The organism is Vreelandella piezotolerans, assembly GCF_012427705.1.
Taxonomy (GTDB): domain Bacteria; phylum Pseudomonadota; class Gammaproteobacteria; order Pseudomonadales; family Halomonadaceae; genus Vreelandella; species Vreelandella piezotolerans.
Genome location: NZ_CP048602.1, coordinates 3,847,160 through 3,860,051, shown reverse-complemented (window position 1 = coordinate 3,860,051; position 12,892 = coordinate 3,847,160). Strand labels below are relative to the sequence as shown.

Annotated in this window: 16 protein-coding genes and 1 pseudogene; 15 read left to right on the top strand and 2 right to left on the bottom strand. The window is 53.3% G+C overall.

Annotation, left to right across the window (positions count from 1 at the left end; genetic code table 11):
* The first annotated feature begins 30 nt into the window (after positions 1-30).
* From GYM47_RS17810 to GYM47_RS17800, 4 genes are all read left to right on the top strand, one after another.
* Complete coding sequence (locus GYM47_RS17810) at positions 31-2,505, top strand: heavy metal translocating P-type ATPase (protein ID WP_153844205.1); 2,475 nt, start codon at positions 31-33, stop codon at positions 2,503-2,505.
* A gap of 33 nt (positions 2,506-2,538) precedes the next feature.
* Positions 2,539-2,664, top strand: a complete 126-nt coding sequence (locus GYM47_RS18495) for a hypothetical protein (RefSeq protein WP_258955997.1) — start codon at positions 2,539-2,541, stop codon at positions 2,662-2,664.
* Positions 2,664-3,560, top strand: coding sequence for a thiol:disulfide interchange protein DsbG (gene dsbG / locus GYM47_RS17805; protein WP_082116859.1), 897 nt, complete (start codon positions 2,664-2,666; stop codon positions 3,558-3,560). The genes GYM47_RS18495 and dsbG overlap by 1 nt, the downstream gene beginning before the upstream one ends.
* Before the next feature lie 61 nt (positions 3,561-3,621).
* Positions 3,622-4,299, top strand: coding sequence for a TVP38/TMEM64 family protein (locus GYM47_RS17800; RefSeq protein WP_053856992.1), 678 nt, complete (start codon positions 3,622-3,624; stop codon positions 4,297-4,299).
* A 191-nt stretch (positions 4,300-4,490) separates the two neighbouring features.
* Here the strand turns inward: GYM47_RS17800 and GYM47_RS17795 are convergent.
* Positions 4,491-5,656, bottom strand: a protein-coding gene (locus GYM47_RS17795; protein WP_168444466.1) for an IS3 family transposase whose coding sequence is annotated in 2 segments (ribosomal slippage) — positions 4,491-5,395 and positions 5,395-5,656 — 1,167 coding nt in all. Because the reading frame shifts where the segments join, the coding sequence is not laid out codon by codon here.
* On the opposite strand from GYM47_RS17795, the gene GYM47_RS17790 reads away from it, so the two are divergent.
* From GYM47_RS17790 to GYM47_RS17775, 4 genes and pseudogenes are all read left to right on the top strand, one after another.
* Complete coding sequence (locus GYM47_RS17790; RefSeq protein WP_168444478.1) at positions 5,655-6,176, top strand: DsbE family thiol:disulfide interchange protein; 522 nt, start codon at positions 5,655-5,657, stop codon at positions 6,174-6,176. The genes GYM47_RS17795 and GYM47_RS17790 overlap by 2 nt on opposite strands.
* Positions 6,177-6,244: 68 nt before the next feature.
* Complete coding sequence (lgt, locus tag GYM47_RS17785) at positions 6,245-7,057, top strand: prolipoprotein diacylglyceryl transferase (protein WP_022522187.1); 813 nt, start codon at positions 6,245-6,247, stop codon at positions 7,055-7,057.
* Positions 7,054-7,596, top strand: coding sequence for a protein-disulfide reductase DsbD domain-containing protein (locus tag GYM47_RS17780; protein WP_022522186.1), 543 nt, complete (start codon positions 7,054-7,056; stop codon positions 7,594-7,596). The genes lgt and GYM47_RS17780 overlap by 4 nt, the downstream gene beginning before the upstream one ends.
* Positions 7,597-8,259: pseudogene (locus GYM47_RS17775) on the top strand (sulfite exporter TauE/SafE family protein); the annotation flags it as partial.
* Between the two features lie 68 nt (positions 8,260-8,327).
* Here the strand turns inward: GYM47_RS17775 and GYM47_RS17770 are convergent.
* The gene (locus tag GYM47_RS17770; RefSeq protein ID WP_153844197.1) at positions 8,328-8,753 is read right to left on the bottom strand and encodes a MerR family transcriptional regulator; all 426 of its coding nucleotides are present in this window, start codon (positions 8,751-8,753) and stop codon (positions 8,328-8,330) included.
* A gap of 244 nt (positions 8,754-8,997) precedes the next feature.
* Between GYM47_RS17770 and GYM47_RS17765 the strand changes: the two genes are divergently transcribed.
* The 7 genes from GYM47_RS17765 to GYM47_RS17735 all read left to right on the top strand — a co-directional run bounded on the left by GYM47_RS17765 (position 8,998) and on the right by GYM47_RS17735 (position 12,855).
* On the top strand, positions 8,998-9,234 hold the full coding sequence (locus GYM47_RS17765; protein WP_044630872.1) for a hypothetical protein: 237 nt from the start codon (positions 8,998-9,000) through the stop codon (positions 9,232-9,234).
* 108 nt (positions 9,235-9,342) lie between these two features.
* Positions 9,343-9,783 carry a DUF411 domain-containing protein gene (locus GYM47_RS17760; protein WP_082051507.1) on the top strand — a complete coding sequence of 147 codons (441 nt, stop codon included), beginning with the start codon at positions 9,343-9,345 and terminating at the stop codon, positions 9,781-9,783.
* Positions 9,784-9,797: 14 nt separating this feature from the next.
* A complete protein-coding gene (locus GYM47_RS17755) occupies positions 9,798-10,346 on the top strand; it encodes a TlpA family protein disulfide reductase (protein ID WP_044630815.1) in 549 nt (182 codons plus the stop codon).
* 12 nt (positions 10,347-10,358) lie between these two features.
* Positions 10,359-10,742, top strand: coding sequence for a hypothetical protein (locus GYM47_RS17750; RefSeq protein ID WP_044630814.1), 384 nt, complete (start codon positions 10,359-10,361; stop codon positions 10,740-10,742).
* Positions 10,743-10,758: 16 nt separating this feature from the next.
* Entirely contained in the window at positions 10,759-11,502 is a 744-nt protein-coding gene (locus GYM47_RS17745) for a cytochrome c biogenesis CcdA family protein (protein WP_044630813.1), read from the top strand.
* Between the two features lie 23 nt (positions 11,503-11,525).
* Positions 11,526-12,392: a WD40/YVTN/BNR-like repeat-containing protein gene (locus GYM47_RS17740; protein WP_008958473.1), complete on the top strand. Its 867-nt coding sequence runs from the start codon at positions 11,526-11,528 to the stop codon at positions 12,390-12,392.
* A 52-nt stretch (positions 12,393-12,444) separates the two neighbouring features.
* Positions 12,445-12,855 (top strand): c-type cytochrome, encoded by a 411-nt coding sequence (locus GYM47_RS17735; RefSeq protein ID WP_231125686.1) that lies wholly within the window; start codon positions 12,445-12,447, stop codon positions 12,853-12,855.
* Positions 12,856-12,892: the final 37 nt, after the last annotated feature.

Genomic DNA, 12,892 nt, shown 5'->3' with positions numbered 1-12,892 from the left:
GTCGTCAATAAATAACAGGAGATCTTCATTATGGCGCAAAACGTCGATATCGAGATTCGTGGTATGTCCTGTGCTTCCTGTGTTGGACGTGTGGAACGTGCACTCAGCCAGCAGCCAGGCGTGATCAACGCTCAAGTGAACCTCGCCACCCAGAAGGCGGCTATCCAGGTCGAAGCAGTTACCACGACCACTAGCCTACTCGACGCCATTGAAACAGCGGGCTATCAACCGGTAGTGGAAAGTATCGAGATTCCTGTTACCGGCATGAGTTGCGGATCTTGTGTCTCTCGGATAGAGCGAACGCTAACGAAGCTGCCCGGCATGGTGGAAGTGAGTGTTAACCTTGCTACCCAGAAGGCCTTCGTTCGTTTCCTGCCAGGAGCCGTTTCGTTAACGCGTATTCAGCATGCCATCCGCGAAGCAGGCTATGAACCGCAGGATACCGATACGCCGCCACCAACGGACAGCGAGGATCGGGAAAGAGCCGAGCTTCGCCGTCGAGTCGTGCTCGCGGCAATATTTACGATTCCGGTAGTCATCATCGCCATGGGGAAAATGATTCCCACTTTTGACGCGCTGTTAACGAGTCTAATGCCGCATCGCGGCTGGATGGGCGTTGAGTGGTTGTTGGCCACACCGGTGCAGTTCTATGCCGGGGCACGCTTCTATCGTACTGGCTTCGCCGAACTCCGGCATTTTAATCCTGGCATGAATAGCCTCGTTATGATCGGATCGAGCGCTGCCTATTTTTATTCGGTCGCCGCCCTGCTAATGCCCGCGCTCTTCCCCGTCGGAACCGCCGTGAGCTATTTCGAAGCGGCGGCGGTCATCGTGACGCTAATTCTGCTCGGTCGCTATTTTGAACACATTGCCAAGGGCCGCACCTCCGAGGCTATCAAGAAGCTTCTGCAATTACAGGCGAAAACTGCCCGCGTCATCCGCGAAGATGAAACCGTCGAGCTGCCTATCGACGCCGTCGTCACGGGCGATCGTATTTTGGTTCGCCCAGGGGAGCGTGTTCCAGTAGATGGCATCGTTGAGGAGGGCCACTCCTACGTTGATGAGTCGATGATCAGCGGTGAGCCAGTGCCGGTCGTCAAACAGAAGGATTCCGAAGTCGTCGGTGGCACTATCAACAAGAACGGTGCACTTACCTTTCGGGCCACGCGAGTCGGTGCCGACACTGTCTTGTCGCAGATCGTCAAGATGGTGGAAACGGCCCAAGCGGAGAAGCCCCCCATCCAGCAGTTGGCCGACAAGGTTGCTGGTGTATTTGTTCCCGTAGTCATCGCTATCGCCACGATGACCTTTGCACTCTGGTTCGCTTTCGGACCGGCGCCGTCCTTGTCCTTTGCCTTTGTCACTACCGTTAGCGTGCTGCTAATTGCCTGCCCATGTGCGATGGGCCTGGCCACCCCAACGGCCATCATGGTCAGTACCGGGAAAGGGGCCGAGATGGGGGTGCTATTTCGCAAAGGGGCGGCGCTTGAGACGCTGGCCAAGATGAATACGGTGGTGCTGGACAAGACCGGCACTTTGACCCAAGGACGTCCCGAACTGACTGATTTCGAAGCTATTAACGGTCATGAAAACGACGTGCTGCGACTGGTCGCGGCGGTGGAAGCTCAAAGCGAGCACCCCATCGCTGAGGCTATTGTGCAGGGCGCCAAGACCCGTGGGCTGGAATTACCCCCTGTCAGTCGCTTTAGTGCCGAGCCAGGCTACGGCATTGAAGCCGAGGTCGACGGCCACTTGGTACATGTAGGGGCTGATCGTTACATGCGTCGGCTGGAAATCGACCTCGGCCAGGCAGAAACACGCGCCAAGGTGTTGGCCGAGAACGCCAAGAGCCCGCTCTATGCCGCGGTAGACGGTCAGCTTGCTGCAGTCATCGCGGTGGCGGATCCCCTCAAGGAGGGCTCTGCCGACGCTATCGCAGCACTCAAAGCGCAAGGGCTGGAAGTGGCCATGCTCACCGGCGATAACCGTGCCACTGCCGATGCTATCGCCCGACAGGTTGGCATCCAGCAGATTCTCGCTGAGGTACTGTCCGACCAGAAAGCGGCAGAGATCCGGCGTCTCCAGGCGGAGGGCAAGCGCGTCGCTTTTGTGGGGGACGGGATCAATGATGCGCCCGCTTTGGCCCAGGCCGACGTGGGCATTGCGATCGGCACTGGCACCGATATTGCCATCGAGTCCGGCGATGTGGTGCTGATGAGTGGCGATTTGCGAGGCATCGTCAATGCCACGGCGCTCTCCAAGCGTACCCACCGGACCATTATCGGCAATTTCGTTTGGGCCTATGGCTACAACGTAGCGTTGATCCCCGTGGCGGCGGGCGTGCTCTATCCGTTCATCGGCGTATTGCTCAGCCCCATGCTGGCGGCGGCGGCCATGAGCATTTCCAGTGTTTTTGTGCTGACTAACTCGTTGCGGCTACGCCGTTTCACATCGGATACCGGCAATGCCACACCACGTCCAAACGATGCTGTTCATCGCGCCTAAACCAAACAATGTCGTGTTAACGAGGAATTCAAAATGATGGGAAGTGAAAGCTGCATGTGGGGTATGGCAGGGATGGGCCTAATAGCGATCTTGTTGATTATTGCGCTGGGGCTTGGTGTTGCTGCGCTCATCAAATACCTGTTTTTTAATAAGAAGTGATGAAGCTGGCAACCGAATACAATCGTCCCCCTTGGGTAGATCAGAAACTAATAAAGAGAGCATCCATGAGATATATCCTACCTATCACTTATTGCCTAGCTGCTGCAGGTCTGTTAGGTCTTATAACGTTGCCTGCGTTGGCGCAGGAAGCAAGTACTGATGCCACTGAGAGTCGTCAGGCCAGCAGTGCCACGAATACTGAGTCTCCCTTGCCCAAATCGATTACCGCATTGGTGGATCAAGGGTTCACCTTCCATGGCAGCTTCGAAGCGCCTGACGGTCTCCAAGGCTATGCCTTGTCTTATGATAATGAGCCTATGGCAGCTTATATCTCCTCCTCTTCCGACTACGCCGTCATTGGTACGTTAATCGACCCGCAGGGCAATGCCGTTATGGAAAGCCAGCTTCAGGCTCTGGTGCTGGACCCCATGCTGGAAGCTACCTGGAGTGCGTTTGAAAACACTCGTTTTATCTCGGAGGGGAATGATGATGCTTCGCATATTGTGTACACACTAACAGACCCCAACTGCCCCTACTGCAATGCACTCTGGAAAAATTCGCGCCCGCTCATTGAGCAAGGCGTGTTACAGCTTCGTCACGTGCTGGTCGGTGTGCTATCAGAGGACAGTCTTCGCAAAGCTGCTGCAATCCTTGAATCCGACAATCCGGCCAGTGCTCTCGAAACTCATGAACTGGAATTTCGCAATGGCGGCATAAGGCCGGTGGAGCCGTCGGAGGAGAGTCAAGCGCTTCTTAGAAATCACGCCCAGATCATGCGTGAGGCCGGTGCTACGGGAACGCCAACCAGCTACTACCGTGATGAAGCCGGGAAAGTTCAGCGTATCAATGGCGCAGTGTCGACCGACCAGTTTCGCGAAATATTGGGCGTTGAATGATACACCATAACGGTACAGGGCTGAGATGCGAGTCTCCCCAATCACGACCACTGAGATGCACATGGCAACCAAGCTTAGCGTAAAGCAAACGCTCTTTTTGGGGCTCACTCTATTGATGGGCTTGGCGGCCCTTTATTGGATTCTGATGGAGACCGGCGCCTTGTCGGTCTTGACCGACAAGCAGGCCTTGCGTGAGTGGCTTGATAGGCTGGGCGTCTGGGGGCCGTTGGCCATCATCTTTATGATGATGGCGGCCATTGTCATGAGCCCGATTCCCAGTGGCCCAATTGCGATGGTGGCTGGTGCGCTTTACGGCCCAGTTTGGGGGACGATCTATGTCGTTATCGGTGCCGAAGCCGGTGCTCTGCTCGCTTTCTGCATTGCTCGTTTGCTCGGCTATGAAGTGATGCAACGCTGGCCGCGTACGCGGCCCATCCTCAACTGGCTGGGAAAGGAGCGCTCTCAGACAGGCTTGATGCTCATCGTTTTTGCATCCCGATTGGTGCCCTTCCTTTCGTTTGATGCCGTCAGCTATGCGGCAGGTATCACCCCCCTGTCTTTCTGGCGCTTTTTGATCGCCACACTGGCCGGCGTGATCCCCACGGCGTATCTAATCGTCATGTTCGGCGAAGTGCTGATTACGGCCGACTCCCGTGGCCTCACAATCGCGCTGATTCTCATCAGTGGCATTACATTGCTGCCTCTGCTGGCGAAACGCTTATGGGCTCGACAGCCATGACCGATAGCAACCGAGTGCTCTAAATCAACTTTCGTAAGCATTAACAATGCTCAGCAGGCACTTACCCGCTACTACCTGTGAGACGTACACGTGAAATTTCGGACATTGCTATTTTTACCCCTATTGGGCTTTTTTGGTTTGAGCTTTTTCTTTTATCAGGGTGATCTTACCCAGCAACAGTGGACACTGGTTTAAGCGATCATTCGGGCTTCAAATGCCTCTGGGCTAATCATCCCAATAGCACTGTGCCGCCGTTGCTTGTTGTAGTCCAGTTCGATGTATTCAAACACCTGGCGCTTCATCGTATCCCGCGCTTTAAATGGCTCTCCGTGGATCGCTTCCACCTTGAGACTGTGAAAGAAGCTTTCGGCACACGCGTTATCATAGCAGTTGCCTTTAGCGCTCATGCTGCACCTAAGCTCATGACGGGTAAGCAGCGATTGGTAAAGCGTGGAACAGTACTGACTACCTCGGTCAGAGTGAACTATCACGCCTTTGGGCATTTTCCGTTTCCATAGCGCCATCTGAAGCGCGTCACAGACAAGATCGGCTGTCATACGCTCACTCATTGCCCAACCGACCACTTTCCGAGAGTAAAGATCAATGAGCACGGCTAGGTAAAGCCAGCCTTCGCCCGTCGCTAAATAGGTGATGTCACCTGCCCACTTTTGATTGGGGGCTGATGCCATGAAGTTTTGCTCTAGTAGATTCGGCGCCACTGGCAGCGAATGCCGAGAGTTCGTGGTGGCCTTAAACTTGCGGGCTGCTTTAGCGCGCAAGCCTTGACGCTGTAAGCTGGCAGCCACCGTCTTACGGTTGATCGGCATGCCATCATCTTGCAGGTCTAGAGCTAATCTCGGGGCGCCTGAGCGGCCTTTACGCTGGTGAAAAGCCTCAGCCACACGCTGATCGAGAATGGCCTGCTGGCTGCGTTTTGGAGACGATGCACCCTCGCGTTGCCGCCAAGCGTAGTAGCCGCTTCGAGCGACCCCAACAACATGGCACATCCGTTGAACGCTGAAAGCCTGACGATGACGATGGATAAAGGCGTACTTCACTTCAGGCTCTTCGCAAAGTACACCGCGGCTTTTTTTGTGATGGCCAGCTCTTCATTTGCTTCGGCTAATTGGCGCTTCAAGCGAGCGTTTTCTTCTGCTAACGACCGCTCTCGTTCAGATGTGTCTTGCTGCAGCTGTGCTTTAGAGCGCCATTGATAGAGCTGACTCGCGTGTATTCCCAGTTCACGAGCCGCTGCTGCAACGCCAATGCGATCAGCGAGTGCTAACGCTTCTTGACGGTAGGTATCTGAGTAACGGGTATAGGATTTTTTCTTCATTGATGTTGTCGATCTTGCCATGGTTCACCTCAGCGTAGCGTATTACATTTTTGAGGTGTCCACTGTTACTGGGCAGGATCAGGGCTTATCAATGGATCCTAGCGCCAGAGATTCACCCTTGTTAGCTCAGCCGTTTCCGCCATTCAGCCTGACAACGCTGGAAGACCCCTCAAGGCTCGTTGATGAATCTCTTTTTAAAGGAAAGGTGACATTAGTCAATGTGTGGGGAGAGTGGTGTCCGACTTGCAAACATGAAATGCCGCAGTTATTGGATTTAGCCGCGCGAGGCGTCCGCTTGGTTGGCATCAACTACAAGGATACCCAGGCAAAGGGGCTCGAGTTTCTTGACGAGTTCGGGAACCCTTTTGAAGTCAACATCTTTGATCCAGAGGGTAACCTAGGTTTTGAGCTAGGTGTGTATGGCGCCCCAGAAAGCTATCTGGTCGATACCGAAGGCACTATTCGTTACAAACATACAGGTTACATAACGTCTGAAGATGTTGAGCGAGTCATCCAAGAAGTCGAGAAGTGGAAACGATAAAACGGTTATGAAAACGCATTATTTTTTTATTAATGACTCCATCTGTAACGCTAAGTTAAGGAAGGTATATGTTGCAATACCCTCAAATTGATCCGATCGCCATCGCCATAGGCCCTCTTCAGATCCACTGGTATGGCTTAATGTATGTCATCGGGCTAGTCGCTGCTTGGTGGTTGGGTCGGCATCGAGCCCACCGACTCGGCCTAAGCCACGATGATATGGGCGACCTGATCTTCTACGGCGCCATCGGCATCATCGTTGGCGGCCGTCTTGGCTATGCGCTGTTTTACGGGCTCGAACAACTGCAAGCAAACCCCCTTTGGTTATTAAAAATCTGGGAAGGAGGCATGAGCTTTCATGGCGGCCTTGCCGGTGTATTAGTGGCTGCCTGGCTGTTTGCTCGCAAACATCAACTGGCTTTTATTCAACTGACTGACTTCATTGCTCCGTTAGTCCCGATCGGCCTGGGAGCGGGTCGCCTCGGTAACTTCATCAATCACGAGTTACCGGGAAGAGTTAGTGATGTACCTTGGGCAATGGTGTTTCCATCCATGATGGAGCTGGGCCCAGAGCCACGCCATCCTTCGGCTCTCTACGAGTTTGCCCTTGAAGGTGTCGTGTTGTTTGCCGTGCTGTGGTGGCTATCGCGCCGACCGCGTCAGCGAGGCCTCATCTCTGGGTTGTTCCTGCTTCTGTACGGAGCCTTTCGCTTCATCGTGGAGTTCGTGCGCCTCCCAGACCCTCAGTTGGGATTCATCGCTTTTGGCTGGTTGACCATGGGGCAGCTGTTGACACTACCGATGCTCATAGCGGGTTTTGCTCTGGTCGCTTGGTCCAGACGTCAGCCAGTGGATAAGCCAAAGGCGGCGTTAAACTCATGAAACAAGTCTTCGCTTTTCTAATGGTGGCACTCTTTATAGTCACACCGGTAGCGGCACGTGAAGAGATATTTGGGGTTGGTGACAAAAGCTCCCCTTTTAACCGTTCGACGCAACGTGACTTTCTACCGGCTACAGAAGCCTTCCGAACCACCGCTTGGCGAGACGATGATCGGGTTTATGTCGGTTTCACCGTCGCCGAAGACTATTACCTTCATCGGCATCAGTTTGCGATTGAGAGTCTCTCTCGAAGTATCAATTTCGGAGAGCTGGCTTTGCCACCTGGTGAGCCAATGTCGCACGCATCTTTGGGGGACATTAATGTTTTCTACAATCAGGTGTTGGTGAGTGCGCCCATCGAGGCGAGCGAGACCGTGATCGGACCGTTGGCCGTCGTGGTGACCTTTCAGGGCTGTTCCGATCAAGGACTTTGCTATCCACCCGAACAGGTCGAACTTATCTCACCGTACGGCTCCCCTCCGGCGACCTTCGCCACCAGCCCCTCCCTTGGTACGGCGGATAGCACCAAAGGCGCTCCTTAAATGAATCCCGCCGACCTGAGCCTGCCGCCGATGGCGGCGGCCTTCGTCTTCGGCTTGCTGGGAGGCGCGCACTGTATCGGCATGTGTGGCGGCATCATGAGTGCCCTGACCTTTGCTGTGCCCCCCAGCATGCGACAACCTAGCCGTTTAGCAGCTCTGTTGCTCGGCTATAATTTAGGCCGTATCAGCAGCTACATGATCGCTGGTGCCTTGGTGGCCCTGCTCGGTTCCGTGCTCAACCATGCACTGGACAGCTTCGCCCTGGTGTTGCGTATCCTGGCGGCGGTCATGTTGATACTAATGACACTGTATATCGCCAACTGGTGGAAGGGCTTGCTACGTATCGAGGCACTAGGGCGCGTTCTGTGGCGCCGCATCGAACCAATAGGACGTCGCTTGATGCCTGTTGTAAAAGTGCCCCAAGCGTTCGCACTTGGCTCGCTATGGGGTTGGATGCCTTGTGGGCTAATCTATTCGATGCTGGCCTGGAGTCTGGCCGTAGCCGAGCCATTGCGTGCCGCCGCGATGATGGGGGCCTTTGGGCTCGGCACCTTGCCTGCCGTCCTAGCGACCGGAGTGGCAGCGCGCCGTGTCTCAATATGGATACGTAGCCCCGCGACTCGTACGCTAGCAGCGCTGCTGATTATTACGTTTGCCGTCTGGTAACTCTGGCATCTGCAATCCATGATAGGGATGGTGGATACGCACAGTGCCATGACTTCGCAGCATCACTAATGATTACTTCCCGAATCATTAGCCTCGAAAACTAATTTACCTGTCCCAAGCGATTCGATTAGTTCCTTCAGCCTGAAGCTTTCAGTCATCTTGTCTTGGTTCATGTTATCTAACCATCGCGCTATCACCTGGAGTTCTTGGGTCCGCAAGTGAAGACGTCGCCTTTGAGTGGCGAGTGGTACTGGTTCATTAAACTCTACGGTGCCTTGATCCGCCCAAGATAATATTTGTTTGATCTCTGGAAGACTAACGCCCAGCGAACGCAGGCAGTCGATAAAACGTAGGCGCCCCAAGGACTCTATATCGTAGAGTTGATAACCGTTGCGCGGGTCGCGGTGCGGTTGCAACAACCCTTCCCTTGTATAGTGACGTACCGTTTCTGCCGTTACCCCTCCCGTCTGAGCCAGCTCGGAGACTCGCATTGGCTTACCCTCATTTGTTTACTCGTAGCCAGCTTACAACCGCCAGGCTGCCCAAAGGTCAAGTCTTCAACGGGCGCTTATGGCAAACCTTTCGGTTGTACATCGAAATTTAAAATGAGGCCTTGACCTTGAAGTCTGCTTTAAGGATATCTTACAAAAGCTGCTCTGCCACAGGTTAAAAACCTTCATCACGTCCTACCCTCAGCTCGTTTGGCAGAGTGATTCACACACAAAGGAGAGTGTCATGCGTAAACGTAATACTGCGATCCTGTTTACCGCCATTGTTGCTGCCAGTAGCTTCGGAGCTAGCTCGCTTCTTGCCCAAGAAGAGAATCAGCAGAAGCCGATGGAGGGCAATGACATGCATAGCAATATGATGCAAGCAGGTGGTATGCACGACATGATGGGCGATATGAAGTCCATGATGGAAAAATGTAACGCCATGATGGAAAACATGCAGCATGAGAACGATGACGCTTAAAGCGGCTCGGATAGGGTTGCTTGTACGTTGTACGCAAGCAACCTTTTCACTTATGCGGGTAGCGTCGCTTAGACCTTCCTCACTGTTATCTCACCGGACACTCAACATATGAAACATTGGAAAGCGCTAGCCGTTACGTCTTTACTGGCTTTTCCCGTATCGGGATTGGCGGCTGATATATCAGCGACCCTCTACAAAAATCCCAATTGCGGGTGTTGTGCCGAATATGCCAAGTATTTGGAACAAAACGGCTTCGACGTGGAGACGGTCGACACCCATGACCTCGTTGAAATGAAAGCCGAGTATAACGTCCCTGAAGAACTGCATGGCTGCCATACCACGGTCGTAGAAGACTATCTCTTCGAAGGGCATGTGCCTGTTGAGAGCGTGACCCAAGTGCTTGATGCAAAGCCCTCTATCATAGGGCTGAGTGTGCCGGGAATGCCGCTTGGTTCACCGGGCATGTCGGGAGAAAAACGCGGCCCGCTGGAGGTCTATGTCATAGCCTCGCAACCGACCGATAGCCCCGACATTTACGCGACTCACTAAGGGGTAGTGTGGCGATGAAACTACCCATCCTGGCAGGACATCTCGTAGCCGTATTTCTGATGACGGCCACCTCCCTTGCCATGGCCGCCCCGTCAGAAAGCTCAGGGCCACAAGGGTTTCTTCTCTGGGCCACCCCCAACGACGTGGCACAAATCAGTTTCGAGGATAGTGGCGGTACCCCTTTAACACTGGCTGACTTTGAAGGGAAACTGATTCTACTCAACATCTGGGCAACATGGTGTGGGCCTTGCCGAGAGGAAATGCCCACTTTAGATGCCCTGCAAGCTGAGCTTGGCAGCGATGACTTTGAAGTGGTCGCCTTATCGATCGACCGTAAGGGGGTCGAGATTGTTAATGAATTTTATCAAGAGATAGGCATTGAACATCTGGCTCCCTATATAGATAAAACCGGGATGGCCAGTGCAGATCTTGGGGCCGTAGGTATTCCCACGACGCTGCTACTTGACCGCCAAGGCAAAGAAATTGGGCGCCTCGTGGGGGAAGCCGAGTGGAACACTCAAGACATGATCGACTTTCTTGCCGAAATGATTGCAACCAGATAATGAGGTAGCACCATGAGTTGTTGTGACGACAAAACCCAACAGAACAAACAAAAATCGGGGCTACAAGGCCTGTTGACAGGGCCACGCGGCCTGATGTTGCTGGGTGGCGTGGCAGTGGCTGGCGGCCTTGCTTTTGGCTGGGATAACCTGGTTTTGCTGGGCATCGCGCCTATACTATTGAGCCTATTGCCATGTCTCATTATGTGCGGATTAGGCCTATGCATGATGAAGTGCAAAGACAAAAAAGGTGAAGCGACCGAGCAAAGCGACGCTAACAATGTTCAGGCTCGGGTAGAAGACGCTTCAGAAGTGAATGCTGGCACAGCGTCCACCACTCGCCAAATAGTAGATCAAAACGAGTCAATCAAGCATTCCTCATCAAATTTCCAAGCCTAGCCATGGGTAAAGGGTAATGCTTGAAGTAGCCAATATAGGACTGGTCACTGCCTTTCTGGCAGGCCTGATCTCGTTCATTTCACCCTGTGTTTTGCCACTTGTGCCTGGCTATCTTTCTTTCATGACCGGCCGCTCGCTCGGACAATTACAGAAGGCGGATAGACGAGAGCGACTCCGGGTGTTAACCCAGTCGATATGGTTCGTGCTCGGTTTTTCAACCGTTTTTTTGTTGCTGGGAGCCAGCTCCACCGCCATTGGTCGTCTGCTATTGGTGTATCGCCAAGAAGCAAACCTAGTCGGTGGCCTTATCGTTATACTGTTTGGTGCCTTCATGACCGGGCTCATGCCATGGCGCTGGTTTCATCAAGAATGGCGGTTTATGGGTCGACTGAAGGACGTCGGCGGAAGCCGCAGTGCGGCTTATCTGCTTGGTTTAGCGTTTGCATTTGGCTGGACCCCCTGCATTGGCCCGATTCTAGGTGCCATTCTTACCGTCAGCGCTTCCACGGCCAACGCCTGGAGCGGCATGGCGTTGCTCGGCGTTTATTCTTTGGGTCTGGGTGTGCCCTTCATGCTGAGTGCCCTTTCACTTGATCGCTTCATAAAGCACCAGAAATTCCTGCGTCGCTGGGGGCATTTCATACATATAGCGGCTGGGTTGATCATGATCCTGATGGGTAGCTTAATGATCACAGGCAAACTATCCGAGCTGTCATATTGGTTATTGCGTACTTTCCCTGCCCTAGGTGTTATCGGCTAATCGTTATTTAAGGAAATATTGAAATGCACATGATCGTGAGTCGTTTTTTACGTGTCTTCTTACTGACAGGCTTGGCCGCAGTCAGCTTTGGCAGCGCCATTACGGCCTTGGCAACTGAAGAAGGGTTGCTTGCACTGCAATATGACGTAACAGGCAAACGACTGTTTAAAATTGAGGCTAACCAACTATTCCAGCGTGCCGATGAAGGCATGACCTGGAATGCGATTCCCTTGCCCGAAGACGTGAATGAAGGCCAGTTGCGCGCGGTATCGGTCCCCTCCACTGATCCGCAAGCGCTCTATATCGCAGGCCCCTCAATCGGGGTGCAGCGTAGCACCGACAATGGAGAAACCTGGCAAGAGCTTAGCGCTAACCTACCTAGCCGAGAGGTTACTGCGCTAGCTGTACATCGCCGTCAGAACGAAACACTTTATGCGGTAATTGAAGAAGACGGCATCTACCAAAGCGAGGATGCTGGCACCACCTGGAAAAAAATGGACAGTGGTCCTTCACAAAAGATTAACCGACTCGTCCACTCTGACATGGAAGGCAGCATGCAGACCGGCTGGCTCTACGGGGTATCGGACGATGCGGTGCGTCTATCGATGGACTGCTTTTGCGGTTGGAGACCGACCGGAGCACTTGATGCTGGCAGCGTCTATGATGTGGCTTATAGCCTTGGCAACCCAAAGCGAGTCTATGTGGTTACACAGCAAGGACTATGGCGTAGTGAAACGGGTGGTCAAGAGTGGCAACAAGTAGCTGGTGACGGCACAGAGCTCGTTGCACTCACACTCTCCGCCAAAGACACTCTCTATGGTTTAAACCAGAAAGGGGAACTTCTACACAGTGAAGACGAAGGCCAATCCTGGACTTATCCCGATGCGTAAGCACTGTTTTTTCACTGCCTCATGGCTGACGCTAATGGTTGTGGGGCACGCCATGGCTGAGGACCGTCCTTTTTCAAGCGATACTCCTCAGCTGGAAGACGGAAAAAGAGTTTACCGACAATACTGTGCTAGTTGCCACGGTACACAAGGTGAAGGCATGCCCAACTGGGAAGAGCAAAATGCTCTAGGCGAGTTACCTGCTCCACCACATGGGCCAGAGGGCCATACCTGGAAACACTCTGATGCCATGCTCTACCGAATTATTGCCGAGGGTTGGCGCGACCCCTGGAATAAAACCGATAGGCTAACGATGCCAGCGTATCAGGAAGTTTTGGCTCCCAGCGAGATACGAGATGTGGTGAATTATCTCAAGACATTATGGACACAAGAGCAAAGGCGTCACCAAGCAGACGAAAGTATTGAGAACCCCTTTCCAATACAAACTGGAATACCCCCAGAGTAAATAATAGTGTCTATGCCCTATAACAAATTTTCTTAGT

Coding starts and splice junctions, on each gene's coding strand:
- GYM47_RS17780 (WP_022522186.1), top strand. CDS start 7,054: ATGAAACAAGTCTTCGCTTTTCTAATGGTGGCACTCTTTATAGTCACA.
- GYM47_RS17745 (WP_044630813.1), top strand. CDS start 10,759: ATGCTTGAAGTAGCCAATATAGGACTGGTCACTGCCTTTCTGGCAGGC.
- lgt (WP_022522187.1), top strand. CDS start 6,245: ATGTTGCAATACCCTCAAATTGATCCGATCGCCATCGCCATAGGCCCT.
- GYM47_RS17770 (WP_153844197.1), bottom strand. CDS start 8,753: ATGCGAGTCTCCGAGCTGGCTCAGACGGGAGGGGTAACGGCAGAAACG.
- GYM47_RS17810 (WP_153844205.1), top strand. CDS start 31: ATGGCGCAAAACGTCGATATCGAGATTCGTGGTATGTCCTGTGCTTCC.
- GYM47_RS17750 (WP_044630814.1), top strand. CDS start 10,359: ATGAGTTGTTGTGACGACAAAACCCAACAGAACAAACAAAAATCGGGG.
- GYM47_RS17800 (WP_053856992.1), top strand. CDS start 3,622: ATGGCAACCAAGCTTAGCGTAAAGCAAACGCTCTTTTTGGGGCTCACT.
- GYM47_RS17735 (WP_231125686.1), top strand. CDS start 12,445: ATGGCTGAGGACCGTCCTTTTTCAAGCGATACTCCTCAGCTGGAAGAC.
- GYM47_RS17765 (WP_044630872.1), top strand. CDS start 8,998: ATGCGTAAACGTAATACTGCGATCCTGTTTACCGCCATTGTTGCTGCC.
- GYM47_RS18495 (WP_258955997.1), top strand. CDS start 2,539: ATGATGGGAAGTGAAAGCTGCATGTGGGGTATGGCAGGGATGGGCCTA.
- GYM47_RS17740 (WP_008958473.1), top strand. CDS start 11,526: ATGCACATGATCGTGAGTCGTTTTTTACGTGTCTTCTTACTGACAGGC.
- dsbG (WP_082116859.1), top strand. CDS start 2,664: ATGAAGCTGGCAACCGAATACAATCGTCCCCCTTGGGTAGATCAGAAA.
- GYM47_RS17760 (WP_082051507.1), top strand. CDS start 9,343: ATGAAACATTGGAAAGCGCTAGCCGTTACGTCTTTACTGGCTTTTCCC.
- GYM47_RS17755 (WP_044630815.1), top strand. CDS start 9,798: ATGAAACTACCCATCCTGGCAGGACATCTCGTAGCCGTATTTCTGATG.
- GYM47_RS17790 (WP_168444478.1), top strand. CDS start 5,655: ATGGTTCACCTCAGCGTAGCGTATTACATTTTTGAGGTGTCCACTGTT.